The sequence below is a fragment of the Pseudarthrobacter sp. P1 genome (assembly GCF_050156935.1).
GTDB lineage: Bacteria > Actinomycetota > Actinomycetes > Actinomycetales > Micrococcaceae > Specibacter.
This window is the reverse complement of sequence record NZ_CP189584.1, coordinates 3,015,374-3,033,684: the sequence shown is the minus strand read 5'-3', so window position 1 is coordinate 3,033,684 and position 18,311 is coordinate 3,015,374. Positions and strand designations below refer to the sequence as shown.

At 67.1% G+C, this 18,311-nt stretch carries 19 protein-coding genes; 12 read left to right on the top strand and 7 right to left on the bottom strand.

Annotation, left to right across the window (positions count from 1 at the left end):
* Positions 1-100: 100 nt before the first annotated feature.
* On the bottom strand, positions 101-1,639 hold the full coding sequence (locus ACQCSX_RS14330; RefSeq protein WP_427015960.1) for a PD-(D/E)XK nuclease family protein: 1,539 nt from the start codon (positions 1,637-1,639) through the stop codon (positions 101-103).
* A gap of 183 nt (positions 1,640-1,822) precedes the next feature.
* Here ACQCSX_RS14330 and ACQCSX_RS14325 point away from each other — a divergent pair, with 183 nt between their 5' ends.
* Positions 1,823-3,517, top strand: a complete 1,695-nt coding sequence (locus ACQCSX_RS14325) for an NERD domain-containing protein (protein ID WP_427015959.1) — start codon at positions 1,823-1,825, stop codon at positions 3,515-3,517.
* A 15-nt stretch (positions 3,518-3,532) separates the two neighbouring features.
* Here ACQCSX_RS14325 and ACQCSX_RS14320 read toward each other — a convergent pair whose 3' ends face one another.
* The 6 genes from ACQCSX_RS14320 to ACQCSX_RS14295 form a co-directional block, all read right to left on the bottom strand.
* On the bottom strand, positions 3,533-3,907 hold the full coding sequence (locus ACQCSX_RS14320; RefSeq protein WP_427015958.1) for a PH domain-containing protein: 375 nt from the start codon (positions 3,905-3,907) through the stop codon (positions 3,533-3,535).
* A 131-nt stretch (positions 3,908-4,038) separates the two neighbouring features.
* Entirely contained in the window at positions 4,039-4,929 is an 891-nt protein-coding gene (locus ACQCSX_RS14315) for a hypothetical protein (RefSeq protein ID WP_427015957.1), read from the bottom strand.
* Between the two features lie 204 nt (positions 4,930-5,133).
* Complete coding sequence (locus tag ACQCSX_RS14310) at positions 5,134-6,228, bottom strand: GmrSD restriction endonuclease domain-containing protein (RefSeq protein ID WP_427015956.1); 1,095 nt, start codon at positions 6,226-6,228, stop codon at positions 5,134-5,136.
* A 105-nt stretch (positions 6,229-6,333) separates the two neighbouring features.
* Positions 6,334-6,897, bottom strand: a complete 564-nt coding sequence (locus ACQCSX_RS14305; protein ID WP_427015955.1) for an HAD family hydrolase — start codon at positions 6,895-6,897, stop codon at positions 6,334-6,336.
* 37 nt (positions 6,898-6,934) lie between these two features.
* The gene (locus ACQCSX_RS14300; protein WP_427015954.1) at positions 6,935-7,783 is read right to left on the bottom strand and encodes a type I restriction enzyme HsdR N-terminal domain-containing protein; all 849 of its coding nucleotides are present in this window, start codon (positions 7,781-7,783) and stop codon (positions 6,935-6,937) included.
* Positions 7,728-8,000, bottom strand: coding sequence for a hypothetical protein (locus ACQCSX_RS14295; RefSeq protein ID WP_427015953.1), 273 nt, complete (start codon positions 7,998-8,000; stop codon positions 7,728-7,730). The genes ACQCSX_RS14300 and ACQCSX_RS14295 overlap by 56 nt, the downstream gene beginning before the upstream one ends.
* Before the next feature lie 307 nt (positions 8,001-8,307).
* Here ACQCSX_RS14295 and ACQCSX_RS14290 point away from each other — a divergent pair, with 307 nt between their 5' ends.
* The 11 genes from ACQCSX_RS14290 (at position 8,308) to ACQCSX_RS14240 (ending at position 18,163) form a co-directional block, all read left to right on the top strand.
* Positions 8,308-8,901 carry a TerD family protein gene (locus tag ACQCSX_RS14290; protein WP_427015952.1) on the top strand — a complete coding sequence of 198 codons (594 nt, stop codon included), beginning with the start codon at positions 8,308-8,310 and terminating at the stop codon, positions 8,899-8,901.
* 56 nt (positions 8,902-8,957) lie between these two features.
* A complete protein-coding gene (locus ACQCSX_RS14285; protein WP_427015951.1) occupies positions 8,958-9,539 on the top strand; it encodes a TerD family protein in 582 nt (193 codons plus the stop codon).
* Positions 9,540-9,649: 110 nt separating this feature from the next.
* Positions 9,650-10,231, top strand: a complete 582-nt coding sequence (locus ACQCSX_RS14280) for a TerD family protein (RefSeq protein ID WP_427015950.1) — start codon at positions 9,650-9,652, stop codon at positions 10,229-10,231.
* 48 nt (positions 10,232-10,279) lie between these two features.
* Positions 10,280-11,473, top strand: coding sequence for a toxic anion resistance protein (locus ACQCSX_RS14275; protein WP_427015949.1), 1,194 nt, complete (start codon positions 10,280-10,282; stop codon positions 11,471-11,473).
* A gap of 42 nt (positions 11,474-11,515) precedes the next feature.
* A complete protein-coding gene (locus tag ACQCSX_RS14270; protein ID WP_427015948.1) occupies positions 11,516-12,043 on the top strand; it encodes a hypothetical protein in 528 nt (175 codons plus the stop codon).
* A complete protein-coding gene (locus ACQCSX_RS14265; RefSeq protein ID WP_427015947.1) occupies positions 12,043-12,594 on the top strand; it encodes a TerD family protein in 552 nt (183 codons plus the stop codon). The genes ACQCSX_RS14270 and ACQCSX_RS14265 overlap by 1 nt, the downstream gene beginning before the upstream one ends.
* Before the next feature lie 2 nt (positions 12,595-12,596).
* Complete coding sequence (locus ACQCSX_RS14260; protein ID WP_427015946.1) at positions 12,597-13,445, top strand: hypothetical protein; 849 nt, start codon at positions 12,597-12,599, stop codon at positions 13,443-13,445.
* An 8-nt stretch (positions 13,446-13,453) separates the two neighbouring features.
* On the top strand, positions 13,454-14,656 hold the full coding sequence (locus ACQCSX_RS14255) for an HpcH/HpaI aldolase/citrate lyase family protein (protein ID WP_427015945.1): 1,203 nt from the start codon (positions 13,454-13,456) through the stop codon (positions 14,654-14,656).
* Between the two features lie 2 nt (positions 14,657-14,658).
* Positions 14,659-16,125, top strand: a complete 1,467-nt coding sequence (locus ACQCSX_RS14250) for a phosphoribosyltransferase domain-containing protein (RefSeq protein WP_427015944.1) — start codon at positions 14,659-14,661, stop codon at positions 16,123-16,125.
* The gene (locus tag ACQCSX_RS14245; RefSeq protein ID WP_427015943.1) at positions 16,122-17,336 is read left to right on the top strand and encodes a cysteine protease StiP family protein; all 1,215 of its coding nucleotides are present in this window, start codon (positions 16,122-16,124) and stop codon (positions 17,334-17,336) included. Before ACQCSX_RS14250 ends, ACQCSX_RS14245 begins: the two co-directional genes overlap by 4 nt.
* Complete coding sequence (locus ACQCSX_RS14240; RefSeq protein WP_427015942.1) at positions 17,333-18,163, top strand: HAD family hydrolase; 831 nt, start codon at positions 17,333-17,335, stop codon at positions 18,161-18,163. The genes ACQCSX_RS14245 and ACQCSX_RS14240 overlap by 4 nt, the downstream gene beginning before the upstream one ends.
* The last annotated feature ends 148 nt before the right edge of the window (positions 18,164-18,311 follow it).

Below are 18,311 nucleotides of genomic sequence, written 5' to 3'. Positions count from 1 at the left end.
CTCTCCCAGCAGACTTAGGAAGGCAACGACCGATCAACATAGAGGTGTCCACACTTCACGAGTCGTCGGACTCCCGTGCCGACAGCACGAGACCCCTAGGTCAGCCCCAAGCCGAACGCCCGATTTGGCGATAAGACAGTATGGCCGCATCGATCAGCTGCTGGACCGTCAGGTCGGGGAGCTTCTTGTATCGGTACACAAATGCGGGGTCAAAATGATTGAATGCTCCCCCGGGTTGACCCTTGTCTTTCGGAGCGCTTGAGGTGCCGGCTGAGTCCAGGACCTCATCAAGCACCGTGAAGTCAAAAAGACCTGGTAGAGATGCAGCAAATTCTGCGCGGCGGGCCTTGGCCGCAGCACCCTTGCCAGTTAGATTGTCCAGAATGAGCGCCAAGCGGAAGGCTCCCTCCTGGTACTGCCATCCGGCGCGGAACTTCTCGCCGCTGACCGCAACGACGACGAAGGAACTAACAGCCGGAAAGGTCCGTGAGAAGACGCTGCAGGTATCTCCGGTGACGAATCCAGCACCCTGCAGCGCCTGGTCTACAGCTTCGGCAACGCGCTCAGCCCGGGCCTTCTTGAGGTTGTTGAGCGTTTGCTTGGACAGAAGCTCGCCAAGCGACTCGTCCAGAGCAAAGACCGCTTCATCGGTCCGAGATACCCGTGTCGAGTCAACCAGCGCGGCCAGCGCTTTGAGAACCGTGGCGTAGCGCAGCACCGTCTCAACCTCATAGCTGGGCGCCTTGCCGTCAAAGGCCAGTTCCAAGGACTCGGCCAAAGTCTCAAAGCTCAGATGCTGCCATACCAACTGCTCTCCATCGGCGCCCGCAGAGGTGGTGACAAACCCATCCCGCAGAAACGACGAGCGAGTGGGGCTGAGCAGGAGCATGGCACCCGGCTTCTCAGCCCAAGCACTGGCCTTTTCCGCATAGCCTTCCAGCTGAGCCCGCCCCGGCACCGCAAAGACTTTGTTTTCGATGACCAGGGGTGCCTTGCCAGGCCAGTGCATAACAAGGTCCATGTTCTGCCGCTCGCGCTCAACCATGCGCTCGGCGCCAAGACCAGCACCCACGAAACGGCCGAAGACCTGGTCAGCTTCCTGGGGAAAGGTCTCGAAGATCCACGCGATCAGATTGCTATGGAAGAGCTCCTTGTCGCCGTACATGATGCGAGCAAGCGGCTCGTTCGCCATCACGGCTGCGTAGGCCCCCACACCCTCTGGCTCGGTGGAGGGAATTCCATCCAAGAACAACCGCACGGGGTTGGCCGCTCCTTGGGCCGGGGCCAGATGACGCACGGACTTCCCCAGCCATGATCGGGTTTCGTCAGTTTCGTGGCCTTGGAAGAATGCGCGGGGCTTTTCATAGACGACGCCATGGGGTGCATCAACTTCCGTGCTCTGGCCCCAGGAATCAATGACATATGCCGTGCGGATGAGGCCGTCGGCAATACCAAATGCAAACTTTGCGGCATCTCGAGCTGCTGCGCTAATCCGCCAATTCCCCCGGGTCGCATCGTACAGTTCCTCGGCGGATGACTCCAGTGAATAGGTCCTGCTGATAACAAACATCACGACCGGCCGGTCAAGGCCTTCAAACTGCTCAACAGAATCGGCAAAGGACGGCGCTTCCGATTTCATGTGGCTCCCCATGGCTGTAGTCAATGCGTTGTGAATGATTATGGTCGGCGGCGCCGACATTGCTGGTCAGCACCGCTACATTACGAGGTCCAAGCAACAACTCGTGCCGTCGTCGCCCCGGCATTTGCGGTATCTTTGCCGTAACTATGGATCACGTGCGTCTTGGGGGCGCGGCAAGGACCGATGAATATGGTGCGGTGCATTCCTGCAGAACCGGAATTTGGCGAGGGCCAGTTGGCCGAGAAGGCGGTGTGGGAAAGCCTCCGCGACAGCCTGCCGGAGGACGCCGTCGTCGCCCATTCGGTGCAGGTGCGGCACGGACGCGCGGAACACGAGATCGACCTGCTCATCCTCTGGCCCGGGGTTGGTCTGGCCGCCATTGAGGTCAAGGGCGGCCTGGTCGCCACCAAGGACGGACAGTGGCAGCAATCCGACAAAGGTGGCTGGCGCAAGATCCAGAGCCCGGTGGCGCAGTCGCAAAACTCAATGCACGCGTTCAAGGAGTGGATCGGCGGCCAGCTCGGCACTCCGCTGAGCAGCCGCTTCGCCTATCTGGTCGCCCTGCCGTACACGCCGGTCCCGACAGACTGGGCGATGGCCGGCTGCCCGCGCAGCCTCGTCCTGGACCAGATGGACGTGGCCTCCCCCGCGGAGAATATCCGTGCAGCGATAGAGCAGGAGGGCGGGGGAGCCTCGCCATTGGCGCCGGCCTATTTGGAACGCATCGTCCATCAGCTGTCGGGCAACCTTGGTTCGCCGACGGCGGCCGGTGACCTTGGGCCGTCGACCGGCGCGATCACCGAGGACCTCCAGGACCACCTGACCCAGCGCCAACAGATTCTCCTCGCCGCAACGCGCTCCCTCCCCCGCATCAAATTCACCGGCGGCGCGGGCAGTGGCAAGACGTGGTTGGCCGTGGACAAGGCCGCGACGTTGAGCAAGTACGGCAGGCGCGTTGGACTGTTTTGCTACAACAAGGGTCTGGGCCAGTACCTGCAGAACCGGGTCGACACCTGGCGGCATGCCAAGCCGGCGTTCACCGGTGAGTTCCACGCCTTTGTCACCAAACTCGGCGTGCCCAACGGCACCGGCCAGGACTACTTTGAGAACGAGATGCCGCGGTTGCTGGCCAAGCTGGCTGCCGGACTTCCCGACATTGAAAAGTTCGACGCCGTTGTCATCGACGAGGCGCAGGACTTCGCGCCCTCCTGGTGGGACGCCCTGCTGGCCTGCATGAAGGACCCTGCACGCGGCGAGGTGTACGCCTTCATGGACGATCGGCAGGACGTGTACCGGCGGTGGGGCGGCCCGGGCGCGGCACCCAGCCAGCTGGCGGATCTTGTGCCCATCCACATTGACGAGAACCTGCGCAATACGCGAAAGATCGCGGAGTCCTTCCGGCCGTTTGCCAGCGAGTTCTTCACTCCGCGGGGTGGCACGGGGCTGCCCGTGCGCCTGGTGGACTGTGCCACGGACGATGCGCTGGATGTGGCGGCGGACTGCGTGGATGCACTCATCGAGGAGGGCTGGGCCAACAACCAGATGGCGCTGCTGACCACCAAAAGCCGCCACCCCATCCACCAGGAGCACTTCGACAACGACACCGTAGAGGAATACTGGCGCGAGTTCCATGCGAACGAGGCCGAGTTCTACGGCCACGTCCTCGGCTTCAAGGGACTGGAACGCTCCGTGGTCATCCTGTGCGTGAACGGGTTCAAGGATCTTGAACGAGCGGCCGAACAGCTCTACGTGGGGCTCTCGCGGGCCCGCAGCCTGCTGGTGGTGGTGGGATCGACGGACCTGCTGAGGGAGGCCGGCGGCAACCAATTCGAGCTGGCCCTCAACCGGGCGGAAGCTTGGGTTCCGCAGGTCAGCTGAGGGCCAGGGTCTTGGCTACAGAACGTAAGTGGCGATCAGCCGGGACAGGCCACGGATGTCGACACCGCTCTTGAACTCAAGACGGACTTTACCAAGGCCGCTGAACCACAGGTCAAGCTCCGCATCCAGATCAAAGGTGCCGGCAGTTTCCACGGAGAATGACTGGATCTTTGAATAGGGCATCGATGTGTAGTCGCGCTTCTTGCCCGTCATGCCCTGCACATTGACCGCGATCAGCCGCTTGTCGGTGAACACGACGTAGTCACGGATCCCCTTGAATGCGGCCAGAAGTCCCTCGCCCTGAATCAGCAGCTGGCCGACGTCGGGGCCTACTTCGGCAGGATCGCAGGGTCCAAGCTTGGCTAAGGATGCATCGTTGAAATCAATCATGTCTCAACGCTAACGGCTGCCACCGCCATGAATCCGGAGGTCTCTAAGCAATGCTGGCATGAGGACTCGTCCTCGACCTCCGGGCGGTCTGGGTCTCGGCAAGCACCATCGCGGCCCGGTCCGATCAGCGGCTACGCCCGCGCTTCCTCCGAGTCGCCCTCGGTGATCCCGTAGGCCTCGTCGATGATGCCGCCGCGGAAGGTCCGTTCCTTGATCAACGCGTCGATCGAAGCGCGGAGCTGGTTCATGGACTCCGTGCGGGCGTCGAGATCCGCGGCGAAGTCCTTCAGCTCGCGGCCGGTCAGGCGGGCGCGGCCCACCTTGGACTCGGCCAGCTGCAGGTGCAGGAATTCGCTGTCGCGTTCCAGCAGGGCCATGACGTCGCTGCATTCGGCGAGCTTGGCCGCCAGCTCGTTGTTCACGAAGGTCAACCGCACCAGCCAGCCGTCCAACAACGATTGGTCCAGGGCCAGCTTCTCCGCATACTGCGAGCGCGCGTACTTCTTGAGCACCGGCGGAGGGAAGTCGGCCATAGAGGGCAGCAGCTGCCGCCAGGCTTCCTCTTTGTCTTCGATGAGCGAGGCGCCCGCCCGCAGGGACTGGACCACGGTGCGGGTGTAGCCGTCGCTGCGCCGCAGGAACACCAGGCCGGCCTCGAGCAGCAGGGACAGGGCGACGGCATCGAGCGGGCCCGGCGCGGGGTACTCGGCCAGGCCGCGGTTGTACAGGCTCACGGTGTAGGCCCAGACGGCGTCCTGCGTGATGGCGGCCGCGGTCTGCGGCAGGGACCTGAAGACGGGCGGTTCCTCGACCGTGCGCGGCATGCACAGGACCAGCTCGTCCACGGCGTCGGCGAAGGGGCCGGAGCCGTGGGCAAAATCGTCGCCGATCCGGCTGTCGGCGGCGTAGAGGCGCAATACGGCCAGGAACAGTGCCGTCTCATCGACGCCGGCGCGGGCGCAGAACGTGGTGGCCGAGCCAGCCACCGCTGGCGGAAGAATCACTTCAATGCTTTTCTGCATGCCGGAATGGCCCTCGCCGAGCATTGGATTCCCCCATCGTATTCTTACCGCCGCGCCCGTTTTCTCCGCGGGCGGTACTCTGTCATTTTCCCACGCGAAATGCAGCCTATTAGCACTGTCTACCAGCAATGCGCGGCGGTGTCATACAGGCGGCAAATGTGAACTCCACGGTTCGGCAACGGTGGACTTGGTGGGGGCGGGCGCCTATTCGCAGGCGACTCCGTCGCCGTCGCGGTCCAGTTTGGAGCTGTAGCCGGGCTGGCCGGCATAGATCGGGGCTGCGCCCGCGGCGCGGGCGGCGGTGCAGTTGGCGTAGGAGACAGCTGCCGGAGCCGCGGGAGCCGGAGGGATATACACGGGTGCGGGTTCGACGTACGCCGGCGCGGGCGCAGGCGCAACCACCGGGGCGGGGGTCTCGACAGGCTCGACCACAGGCGCAACCGCCGAGGTGGGCGCCAGCGCATCGGCACAGGTAGCCAGGACTGTGGCCATGGCATCGTGCTCGGCCTGCGTGACCCACAGGTTGTAGGTGGCCTTCACGGAGATCTGCCGGGCCACATACGGGCAGCGGTATCCCTTGTTCGCGGGCAGCCAGGTGGCGGCGTCGCCGTCGGACTTCTGCTGGTTGGCCGGACCGTCGACGGCGAGGAGGTTCAGCGGATCGTTGGCCAGCGACATCCGCTGCGCCGCCGTCAGCTGCTGGGCACCCTTCTGCCAGGCGTCGCTGAGGGCCACCACGTGGTCGATCTGCACCGCGGAACTGGTGGTGGCGCCGCGGGTGAAGGCGATTGCCTTGGCCGTGTAGGGGTCATCCAGAGCGCCGGTGAGGACCACACAATTGTGGGTGCCCGCCTTGAAGGTGGTGGCGGTGAGGTCCCTGGCCAGGATGTCGTTGCGCGTGTCGCAGCCGTTGTGGTCCACATCCGACCAGGCCGCACCGAACTGGTCGCGGCTGTATCCGGTCTTGGGCGCGCGGCCCTTGACGGGCAGGGTGGCCAGCAGGTCCAGGGCCTTGGTGGCGTAGGCGGGCTGCGGATTGGCCGCCGCGGCCGCACCCGCCGCCACGACGGGCACGACGTCGGGGTCCAGAGGGGTGGTGTCGGCGCCGTTGGTGGGAGTGGCCGACGCGGTGGCGGTGGCCGACGCCGAGGCTGGGCTCGTGGAGACAGCTGCCAGCACCGCCGCGTTGCCAGTGCCGCCACACCCCGTCGCCAGGAACAACACCGAGGCGAGGACGCCACCGAAGACGAAATCGGCCACACCCAGAGAACGGCGCGGCGGTACAGAAAGATTGAGCAAGGAGGCCCCCATGGCAGCAGTTGCAAAGGCCTCCAGCCTACGGGGTGGGGTTTCGGGGTTTCGACAGGCTCAACCACCGAAGCAGGCTCAACTACCGGGACCGGATCAGCCGATCGAGACAGTGAGCCCGGCCTGCGTCACCACCATGCCAACGTCCGCCAGGGAGCCAACCACTGTGTCCGCCACCAGCTGCGCCGCCGGGAGCGTTCCCGCCACGGCCAGCGTGGCGCAACCGGCCCGGTGTGCGGCCTCGAGGCCCGCGGGGGCATCCTCCACCACCAGGCATTTGGCCGGGTCCACGCCCAACCGCACGGCCGCCTGTCGGAAGCCCTCCGGATCCGGCTTGCCCACGGCTACGTCATCCACAGTGACCACGACGCCCGGGGCGGACAGGCCCGCTGCCGCCATCCTGACCGCGGCCAGCTCCCGTGTGCAGGAGGTGACGATGGCCCAGGAACCGGCGGGCAGCAGCCCCAGGAGCTCCCGCACGCCGGCCTTGATGACAATGCCGTCAGTTTCGGCAAGTTCGAGGACGGCGGCGCGGGGCAAGGCGGCTTCAACGCGCTCGGTGGGGCCGGTGGAATCGATGAGCGTACCGTCCAGGTCGAAGAGGATGGCGTCAAAGGTTTGACCGCTCACCGGGCGGGCGCGGTCGGTGCTGGCAGTCATAAAGTCATTTCCTGGGGTGTCGGTCCAAACGGCGGCGCTAGGACTTGTACAGCCTTGCCATTAGCTTGGGATCCACAATTTCGGTCCGGATCACTTCCTCAATGGCCTCAACGGTGGTGGTGGTCCCGGTCCGGCGTTTGATCTCACGCCGCATTTCGTCCAAAAGGGGCTCGGAGAGGATGACGTCCAACAGCGCCGCGGGTTCGGTGGCCGCACGGTGCTTCCACAGCTCGTCGATCCGCCGGCGCTTGAGTGCCTCGCGGTGCAGGTAGAACAGCGCATCGGCCTTCGCCTTGACGGAGTCCGGGCCGAGCAGGTTGATTTCGAAGGCAAGGTTCATCACCACCGGCAGGCCGCCGGTGAGGTGGTACGCCTGCCAGACCACGCCATTGGTCAGGATCATCCACTCGACGCGCTCGTTGACGGCGTACATCTGCACCTGGCGCAGGTGGCGTTCGTTGAGTTTCTGACTGACCCGCTTGACCTCGATGAAGGCCACCAGCTGTTTGTCGATCCGCACGCCGTAGTCCGCAAAGTCCTGCCTGACCATGTACTCGGTGGTCAGATCGCGGAATTTGTCATAGCCCAGGCCCTCGCAGAGCATGTCCGTGATCAACAACCGGGTGTCGCCCTCATTGGCGTCCCGGGCCAGCAGCTCCGCCAGCGGTTTGGAAAAACGCCGCACGGCCGCCTCGACCTGCTCCCGGGCCTCGGCCTCCCATTTGGTTCCCTTCGGCTTCGCCGGGGCCTGTTCCGCCTGGGGAACAACGACAGGATCCACGACGGCCGGCGCGGCCACGACGACGGCGGGAGCGGGCGCGGCGGCGGGCTCAACCTGAACAGCGGCGCCGGCGGGGGGCCGACAGCTCCTCGGGGAGGTGCACATGCGGATCCACCACGCCGAATGCGGCCTGCGACAAGATCCACTTCAGGGTCGCCGCCCAGGCATCAACAATCGACCGGTCCAGCCCGGAGACGTCAAGCGTGCGTGCCACGGCAATGGCCAGCAGATCGCCAGGCTCCGGCACCGCGTGCCCCCGGCCTGCCGCATCGGCCGCCCAGGCATGGAGCGCCTCCGCCCGAAGCTGTGTCTTGGCATCCATTGAAGCGTTTTCAGTCACTGCGTTCCCCCACTCATGTCAACGGCCCCCAAACGGCCTGCGGCCAGCGTATCGATCCGGCACGCCCCTGCCCCGCAGGCTCCCTGTGATGATTAGGATGGCATTACGGCTACACACAGATAACTTAGTGAGTTCTTGGGGGGATTCGTCTTGGGACAGGTGCAATTTCCGCCGTGTCTTGCCAGCGCCGTCGCTCCAGAAGCAAGCGCCGCGCCGCCGGCAAGGAACCATCAGAAGCCTCCACTCGTTCCAACTGAAACCCCCTATTTAAAGCAAGGACGGTAATTCCATGGGATTGACCCTGCAGAAGGGCCAGGCACTTTCGCTGGCCAAGACCGACGGCACGCCCCTCACCCGGGTCCGGTTGGGACTGGGCTGGGACTCGGCCGCACCCGCCAAGCGCGGCCTCTTTGGCGGCCTCAAGAAGGCTGCCGAGGTCGATCTGGACGCGTCGGCGATCTTCTTTGATGCCTCGGGCCAGGCCGTGGACGTTGTCTTCTTCAACCAGCTGGCCAGCAAGGATGGCTCCACGCAGCACACCGGCGACAACCGCACCGGGGCCGGCGACGGCGACGACGAGTCCATCCTGGTGGACCTCAGCCGGGTCTCACCGGCGGTGGCACAGGTCGTCTTCATCATCAGCAGCTACACGGGCCAGTCGTTCAACCTGGTGCAGAACGCCTTCTGCCGTTTGGTGGACGAATCGGCGGCCGGCACCCCCGAGGTGGCCCGCTACCAGCTCACCGACGCCGGCACCCACACGGCCATGATCATGGCCAAGGTGTCCCGCACGGGCACCGGCTGGTCCTTTAAGGCCATCGGCGACCGCGCCACGGGCCGCACCGCCGGGGACCTCGTGCCGCACGCGGCCGCGGCACTCTAAGCCTCGATCCAACATTTCGGCAGTAGCAGCAGTAGCAGCAAAGGAAAGGTAGTCAAATGGCTTCTTTGACCCTCAGCAAGGGCAGCAACCTCTCGTTGACCAAGGCAGACCCGGGTCTGCGCCGCGCTCTGGTGGGCCTCGGGTGGGATCCCCGTTCCACCAGCGGGGACGCCTTCGATCTGGATGCCTCCGCCTTGCTGATTGGCGCCAATGGCAAAGTCCGTTCGCAGGACGACTTCATTTTCTACAACCAGCTCGCGGCCAAGGACGGCTCCGTGGTCCACCAAGGCGACAACCGCACCGGTCTGGGCGACGGCGACGACGAGCAGATCCTGGTTGATCTGGACGCGGTGGCCGACGACGTCGAGCGCATGGTCATTGTGGTCTCCATCGACCAGGGGGACACCCGCCGGCAGAATTTCGGCCAGGTCCGCGACGCCTATTGCCGTGTGATCAACCAGGACACCGAGACCGAAGTGGTCCGCTACGACCTCAGTGAGGACGCTGCGGCCGAGACTACGATGATCTTCTGCGAGATCTACCGCCACAACGGCGAGTGGAAGTTCCGGGCCGTTGGCCAGGGCTACGCTGCCGGCCTGTACGGGCTGGTCACGGACTATGGCATCACCCTGGACTAGGTAAAAACCCCAAGCACCACCGGTGGCCGCCGCCGCGCAACGCGGCGGCGGCCACCACCCCCACCCCACTCCGGCTGCCCGGCAGCCCAGAAGCACAAAGGAACTCCTCCATGGCTGGACTGACGCTTGAAAAAGGCAACAACCTCTCCCTGACGAAGACCGATCCCGGACTTCAGAAGGCACTGGTCGGACTGGGCTGGGACCCGCGCACCACCAGCGGCGAGCCCTTCGACCTTGACGCCTCGGCCCTGCTGATCGGCGCCAACGGCAAGGTCCGCTCCTCCGCGGACTTCATCTTCTACAACCAGCCCGCCGCGGCCGACGGCTCCGTCTCCCACCTGGGCGACAACCGCTCCGGCGAGGGTGCCGGCGACGACGAGCAGATCCTGATCGACCTCACCCAGGTGGCCGCCGACGTCGAGCGCGTGGTCATCGCCGTCTCGATCGACAAGGCCGACGAGCGCCGCCAGAACTTTGGCCAGGTCCGCTCGGCCTACTGCCGCGTGGTCAACCAGGCCACGGACTCGGAGATCGTGCGCTTCGACCTGAGCGAGGACGCCGCCCCGGAGACCTCCATGGTCTTCGCCGAGGTCTACCGCAACGGCGCCGACTGGAAGTTCAAGGCCGTCGGCCAGGGCTACGCCACGGGTCTGGGCGGCATTGCCGGCGACTTCGGCGTCGTCTTCGGCTAACCCCCGCACCCCACCATCAGCTGACCCGCACCGAGAGATTGGCCCCCGATGAACATGCCCCTGACCCCGCCTGACACCACCGAAGCGGCCCTGGTGCTGCGCGCGCCCGACGCGCCCGCCATCGTCGAGCCGGACAACGCCCCCGGCATGGTGCCGGTTCCGGCCGAGCGCCAGGTGGAGATCAGCCGCCAGGCACGGGAGTTTGTCTCGGAGATCGCCTCGATCGACCCCCGCAGTCCCGAGTTCACCACCAAGGTGGAGGGCATCTCCGCGCTGGCCGGCGCGGAGATCACCTCCTCCAGCGGGTTCTCCACCCGCATGCTGGAGCGCTCGTCAACGTCGGTGGCCGGAGCCAAGCGCAGTGGCAACAGTGCGCAGGCGGCCGTGGCCACCACGTTGGGCGATCTGCGCTCCACGGTGGAGGATCTGACCCCGAACAGTGCCGATCTGGGCGTGGGACGGAAGATCCTGGGCTTCATCCCGGGCGGGAACAAGCTGGCCAAGTATTTCCAGAAGTACGAGTCGGCCCAGGTCCAGCTGGACAAGATCATCAAGTCCCTGATGGCCGGACAGGACGAGCTGCTCAAGGACAACGCAACCTTGGCGGGCGAGAAGGTCCAGCTGTGGGAAACAATGCAGACCCTCAGCGAGTACGCCGTCTTCGCCAAGGCCTTGGATGCCTCGTGCGTGGAGAAGATCGACGCCAAGCGCGCCTCCGGCCAGATCGAGGAGGCGCAGAAGCTTGAGGCGGACGTCCTCTTCCCGATCCGCCAGCGCCACCAGGACATCCTGACCCAGCTGGCCGTGTCGGTGCAGGGCTACCTGGCCATGGATCTGATCCGGAAGAACAACCTGGAACTGATCAAGGGTGTGGACCGGGCCCGGACCACCACCATTGCCGCCCTGCGGACCGCTGTGATTGTGGCCCAGGCGCTGGCGAACCAAAAGATGGTGCTGGACCAGATCGATGCCATCAACACCACGACGAACAACATGATCCTCAAGACCTCCGAAATGCTCAAGGACCAGACGGTGCGCATCCACGAGCAGGCGTCCAACTCCGGCGTCAGTGTGGAAACGCTGCAGAAGGCCTTCGACAACGTCTTTGCGACCATGGATGCCATCGATACCTTCCGCGCCACCGCGGCGAAGAACATGGAAGGCACCGTCCACGCGCTGGAGGCCGGGCTGGAGAAGGCCAAGCCATACCTGGAGCGGTCCCGCCAGGGGCAGCAGAACTAGGGGTTCTTGCACCATCGAGGCGAAAGTAGTGGCGGCAGCATAGTGATCCGCAAGTTTGTTGGCTCCCTGTTCAAGGCCGCCCCGGCGGCGGGGCTTGTCGAGCCGAGCTACCAAGAGGGTGTTGAGTCCGAGGACGCGCAGACCGCCGCGTCCCTGGACAACCTGCGGGCGGCAATCCGGCGCGCGGGCGCCGAGTTGCCGCCGCTGGTGTCCTCCCAGCTGCGGCAGATCGACGACCTGCTGCGGACGGTGCTGGCCGCCGTCGCCGCGCAGGGCGCCTCCACCGAGCAGCGCGTGCTGCTGGGCGCCATCATTTCGGACTACATCCCGTCTCCGCTGCGGTCGTTCCTGGCCATTCCGCCCGCCGACCGCTCCCCGGACTCCCGGGCCACGGGCCTCTTGGTGGAGCAGGTGGAAACGCTGGAGGCCACCATCGCGGACCTGCTGAACCAGATCCGCATCGGCGCCATCGCCGAGCTCTCCACCCACGGCCGCTTCCTGGCCGACAAGTTTGCGGCGCCCGATCCGGGCCTGACCCTGGGCTCTCCCCCTCGATTGGACTCTCTCTAATGGGAAACCTTGTACCCGGCGCCAACGCGGCGCTCACCGCCGAAAACCCGGACCTGGCCAAGGTGCTGGTCGGGCTCGGCTGGGAGACCATCCCCAGCCTTGGCCCGGCGGCCGAGCTGGTGCCCTTCGCGGTGCTGTGCGATGACTCCGGGGCGGCGCTGTCCAGCGAGCACATGGTCTTCTTCAACCAGATTGCCAGCGCGGATGGGTCGGTGGCATTTGCCGGCAGCGAGGATGCCGAGCAGATCGACGTCGACCTCGCCCTGGTCCCGGCCAACGTCGCCAAGATTGCCTTCATCGTCTATGTGGACCCCGACGTCCGCGGCACCGCGACGTTCTCCTCCGTACGCCGCGCCCACATCCGCGTGGCGACGGCGGAGAACCGCGAGCTGGTGCGCTTCGAGGTGCCGATCAGCTCCGCGGACAACATCACGGCCATGATGTTCGGCGAGCTCTACCGCCACCGGGACGGTTGGAAGTTCCGCGCCCTGGGCCAGGGGTACACCACGGGCCTGGCCGGCGTGGCCAAAGACTTCCGGATCGACACGTAGCCGTGGGTCCCAACGCATCCCGGCCGCGGACGGACCTGCCGTACCTGCGGCGGCGGATCAAGCCCGGGGCGGCCGCTGCTGCGCCTGTTGCTTCAGAACCGGCACCGCTGGCCGCGCCTGCCCCCGCATCCCTCAGCCTCGGCAGGACGACGGCGGCGCCTGCCGTGCCACCGTCAGCCGTGCACACGCCGGGCGGACTCACGCCGGGAGCCGGACTCACGCCGGGAGCCGGACTCACGCTGGGAGCCGGACTCACGCTGGGCGGGCGCCCACCGGCGTCGCCCTCCTCCGCACCCACGCCCGCATCCAAACCGCCGACGTCCCCGCCGGCCGGCCGCCGGCTCTTCCCCGCCCCCGGGATCGAGGACGTCCGCCAGCTGGACGAGCAGACCCCTCTGGTCCGGCTCAATGCCCGCCAGTCCGCCATCGGAACCCTGCTGGTCACCGGCGCCGGCGCCATCGCGTGGGAAACCACGGACATGACCACCGGCGCTGCCACGGTGCGCGGCGACGCTGCCGGTACGCCCGTCCGGACCTCGGGAAACCGCCCGCTGGTGGGCTACCAGGAGCACGATGCATTGGTGTCGCTGCGGCATGTCCGCACCCTGCGCCGTGCCCTGTTCATGGGCCGCGGCCCGGCCCCGCTGGGTGTGCGGATCTTCGACGGCGGCACGCTCACCGTGCCCGCGCCGGCCGATGGGCGGATGTTTGTCCTGTCGCTGTTGCAGATCGGCGGACTGCTGGAACTGCGTGCCGAACCCCTGCCGGAGCGGATGGCTGACCAGGACATCTGGGCCGAATTCGGCTTCACCATGACCCACCATGTCGCAGCACAGAGGGAACGAGGCTGACGGCCGCCATGCGCCACTTCAGCTACCTCAGCCCGGAGCGGTCCGGCCGGCTCTTCCACCGCGAGCCCGAGGAACTCGGCCTTACCTCCGACCCCGGACTGCTGGCCGTGGCCCTCGGCGCCACCCTGTACATGCCGGGCAACCGGCCGTCTCTGGTGCGCGACATCGAGAAGCAGGGTGCCAGGGGCTGCACCTCCATGGTGCTGTGCCTGGAGGATTCCATTGCCGACAACGAGGTGGCCGCCGCCGAGGAGAATGTGGTGGGCGCGCTGGCCGAGCTGCACCGCGCCGACACCGGTCCGGACGCCGCCACCGCCAGCGGGCGGCCGCTGCTGTTCATCCGTGTGCGGACGCCGGAGCAGATGGTCGACCTGGCCCGGCGCGCCGGCTCCTCCCTGGACGTGCTGGCCGGTTTTGTTCTTCCCAAGTTCGACGACGAATCCGGCGCGGCCCAGCGCTTCCTGGATGCGCTGCACCGGATCCACCGCGAATGCGGCCAGGGCGGCGAGGACGGGCGGCGCCGGCTGCGGATCATGCCCATCCTGGAATCCCCCGCCGTCATCCACACCGAGTCCCGGGCCCGGGCGCTGACCAACATCGCGCGCGTGCTGCACGCCAACCGCGAGGACATCCTGGCCGTGCGGATCGGCGCCACGGACATGTCCAGCGCCTTTGGACTGCGCCGCTCGCGGGATCTGACCATCTACGACGTCAAGGTGGTTGCGGCGGTCATCGCCGACATCGTCAACGTGCTGGGCCGCCCCGAGGATGGCTACGTCATCTCCGGCCCGGTCTGGGAGCACTTCTCCAACGGCGAGCGCCTGCTCCGCCCGCAGCTGCGGGCCACTCCGTTTGCCGAGGCGGACGAGGAGGAGCTGCGAGGCCGGATCCTGCTGGCCAACCTGGATGGGCTGATGCGCGAGATTGGCCTGGACCATGCCAACGGCCTGCTGGGCAAGACCATCATCCATCCGACGCATATTCCGCTGGTGCACGCCATGTCCGTGGTGACCCATGAGGAGTACCTGGATGCCACGGAAATCCATGGCAAGACCGGTGGCGGCGCGGCGGCGTCGCCCTACGGCAACAAAATGAACGAGATGAAGCCCCACCAGGCGTGGGCGGCGCAGACATTGCTGCGCGCCCAGGCGTTCGGTGTCGCGGCCCAGGGAGTGGGATTCGTGGATCTGCTGGAAGCGAGCATGGCGTGAGGATGCCGGCCGAGGCCCTGAGCGAGGCCCCCGTGCCCGGGAACGGGCCGGTCTGGACGGGTGCCTTTGTCCAGCAGGCGTTGGGCGTGGCCATCTCCACCGATGCCGCCCGGAGCCTAGTGCCGGTGCAGGACCTGGTCGGCCTTGCCCTGCGCCGCAACCCCAAGCGCGCCCATCTGCTGGTCTCCCGGGTGCTGGCCAAGCACGTGCCCACCCGGCCGGCGCTGGCCATCGCGGCGGGGCGGCTGCTCGGCGTCCTCGTGGCAGATGCCATCTCCGGCCAGGAGCGGCCCGCCACCCGGGCCGCCGCCGTCGAGCTTGGCCTTCTGCTGGAGAACGACGACGACGACGGCTCCCGCGCCCGGGCGCTGCTGGCGGCTCTGGACGCCCTCGCCACCGGCCACCCCGGCGCGGTGACCATTGGCTATGCGGAGACCGCCACGGGGCTGGGACGCCTGGTGGCGGAGGCCATCGGCTCCTACTACATCCACTCCACCCGGCATGCGCCGCCCGGCGCCACCGCCTCGGCCGCGTTCGAGGAGGGCCATTCGCATGCCACCTCGCACCGGCTGCTCCCCACCGACCCCGCCTGGCTGGCGAAACCCGGCCCCGTGGTGCTGGTCGACGACGAGCTGAGCACCGGCTCCACCATCATCAACACCATCCGTGCCCTGCACGCCCTGGCCCCGCACGGGGCCTATATCGTCGCCTCGCTCATTGACCTGCGCACCGCCGCGGACCGGCGCCGATTCGAGGAACTGGCCGCCGAGCTGGGCACCGCCATCACCGTGGTGGCCCTGGGCTGCGGCACCATCGACCTCGCCCCGGACATCCTGGCACGGGCGCAGGAGCTGATCGATGGCCTCACGGGGCCAACCTCCGCGCCGGAGTCCAGCCGGGAGCCGGCGCGCATCAGCGCCGTCGTCCTGGACGAACATGCCGTCCCCGCACAGCGCAGCGACAGGTTCGGCAACGAGCCCGCGCAGGCTCTCGGCGGGACGCCCCAGAGCGGCGCCGCGGACCGCATCGCGGCGGCACTGGAACAGCACCTGCCGGAATCCGGCGGGACGCTGGTGCTGGGTACCGAGGAGTTCATCCATCTGCCGCTGGCCGTGGCCCACGTGCTGGACGGGTTGGCGGGGACGGAATCCGTCCGCTTCTCCACCACCACCCGCTCCCCCATCGTGGCGCTGGACCGGGCGGACTATGCCATTGCCGCGGCCGCCACCTTCGCCAGCCACGATGTGACGGAAGACGGTCCGGGCGTCCGGTTTGCCTACAACATCTCCGGCGCCGGCCGGCGCTTCTCCACCATCGTTGTCCTGCCGGAGCCGGGCACGGACCCGGCCGCCCTGGAAGGCGAAGGCAGCCTCACCGAGGCCCTGGCCGCGCACTGCCGCCACGTCGTCGTCGTCCATCTGCCGGCGTCCCTCCCAGCCACTGCTGAACGGAACACCCCCACCCCATGACGACCACCACCACACCCGCCGGATTCCCCACCCCGCTGACCGGGCCGCACTTTGGCTCCTACCCGGCAGCGGACGTCCGCTGGCTGCTGAAGGACCTGAGTGGCCTCGTACTGGAGGCCCCCGCCGCCGAGCGGGAACGGGCCATCCAATCCGGCGCGGCCAACTACGCCGAGTCCCTGCCGGTGGAGTACACCCCCAGCGCCGAATACCAACAGCTCTACAGTGCGGCGCTCGAACGCTCCGCCCGGCGCATCGCCACGGCGGTCGGCGTGGTCACCGGACAGGTCCTACGCGCACGCGGCAACCGGCCGGTGTTCGTCTCGCTGGCCCGTGCCGGAACGCCGGTCGGCATCCTGATGCGGCGGTGGGCGCAGGAGGTCCACGGCCTGGACATTCCGCACTACACCATGAGCATCGTGCGCGGCGTGGGGGTGGATGAGACGGCGCTGCGGTACCTGGCCGTGCACCACGGTCCTGAGCAGATCATCTTTGTGGACGGCTGGACGGGCAAGGGCGCCATCACCCGCGAGCTGGCGGCTGCCCTGGACCGCTTTGAGCAGACGGACGGCATCAGTTTCAGCGCCAAGCTGGCGGTCCTGGCAGATCCGGGACATTGCGTGGACATCTACGGCACCCGCGACGACTTCCTCATCCCCTCCGCTTGCCTGAACTCGACCGTGTCGGGGCTGGTTTCCCGTACGGTCTTCAATGCCCACCACATTGCACCGGGCGATTTCCACGGGGCCAAGTTCTACGCCGAGCTGGCCGGCAGCGATGTCTCCGCAGAGTTCCTGGCCGCCGTCCAGACCCACTTCGGCGCGGTCCGCGACAACGTGGCCAAGGCTCTGGCGCGCCCACGGACCACGGAGGACGCCCCCACCTGGTCCGGCTTGGAGGCCGTGGAACGGCTGAGCCGCCACTACGGCATCAACAACGTCAACTTGGTCAAGCCCGGCGTGGGCGAGACCACCCGGGTGCTGCTGCGCCGTATCCCCTGGAAGGTGCTGGTCAATCCTGGCGCCCTGGCTGAGCTGGGGCATATCCTGCTGCTGGCCGAACAGCGCGGGGTGCCCGTGGAAGAGGTTCCGGGGCTGCCATACAGCTGCGTGGGGCTGATCCGCCCCCTGGGCGGCGCCGACGACGACGCAGAGCCGCCCGCGCTACAGGCAGCTGACGGCGGCGTGCCCGCAACCGGAGGGGTCGCCACGTGACGCCGACACCGCCGCCACTGGTGGCCTGCGACCTGGACCGGACGCTGATCTTCTCCGGCAAGGCGCTGGCCCTAGCCGGCCCCGACCACCAGACGCCGGCCCTGGTCGTGGCCGAAATCTACGAGGGCGCACCCCTGTCCTATATGACACGGGAGTCGGAATCGCTGATTGCGCAGATCAAGGCATCGGCAACGTTCGTCCCGGCCACCACTCGCACGGTGGCCCAGTACTCCCGGGTCCAGCTGCCCGGGCCGGCGTCCGAGTACGCCATCACCACCAATGGCGGCGTCCTCCTGCACCACGGCGAGCCGGACGCGCAGTGGCAGGACCACGTCCGCTCCCGGGTGGAGCGTGAATCCGCCCCGCTGCGCGAGATTGAAGCGTATTTGGGCCGGCCCGAATTCTCACCCTGGGTGCCCAGGATGCGCCGGGCCGAGGAGCTCTTTGTCTACGCCATCATTGACCGCCTGGCCATGCCGGAGGAATTCGTCGCCGGGCTGGTGGCGTTCTGCGCCGCAGCCGGTTGGACGGTGTCCCTCCAGGGGCGGAAGCTGTACTGCATTCCCGTGCCGATCAACAAGGCCACCGCCCTGGCCGAGGTCCGCCGCCGCACCAACGCCGGCTATGTCATCGCCGCGGGGGACTCCCTGCTGGACCAGGACATGCTCCAGGACGCCACGGCAGCCTTCCGCCCGCGCCACGGGGAGCTCCACGTGACCGGCTACGGCGCCCCGCATCTTCGCGTCACCAAGCACGCCGGTGCCCTGGCCGGCGAGGAAATCCTGCGGGGCATCAGCCAGCTGCTGGCCGCCGCCCCCACTGATTGAGCGGAGCCCGCGGAGCCGAAATCCCGCCATCGCTGATTGAGCGGAGCCCGCGGAGCCGAAATCCGTCGAGGCGACAACGTCCTCCACCACCGCGCGCGGGAGGTCTCGGCTCCGCTCGACCAACGAAGCGGGCCCGGCGCCATCCAGG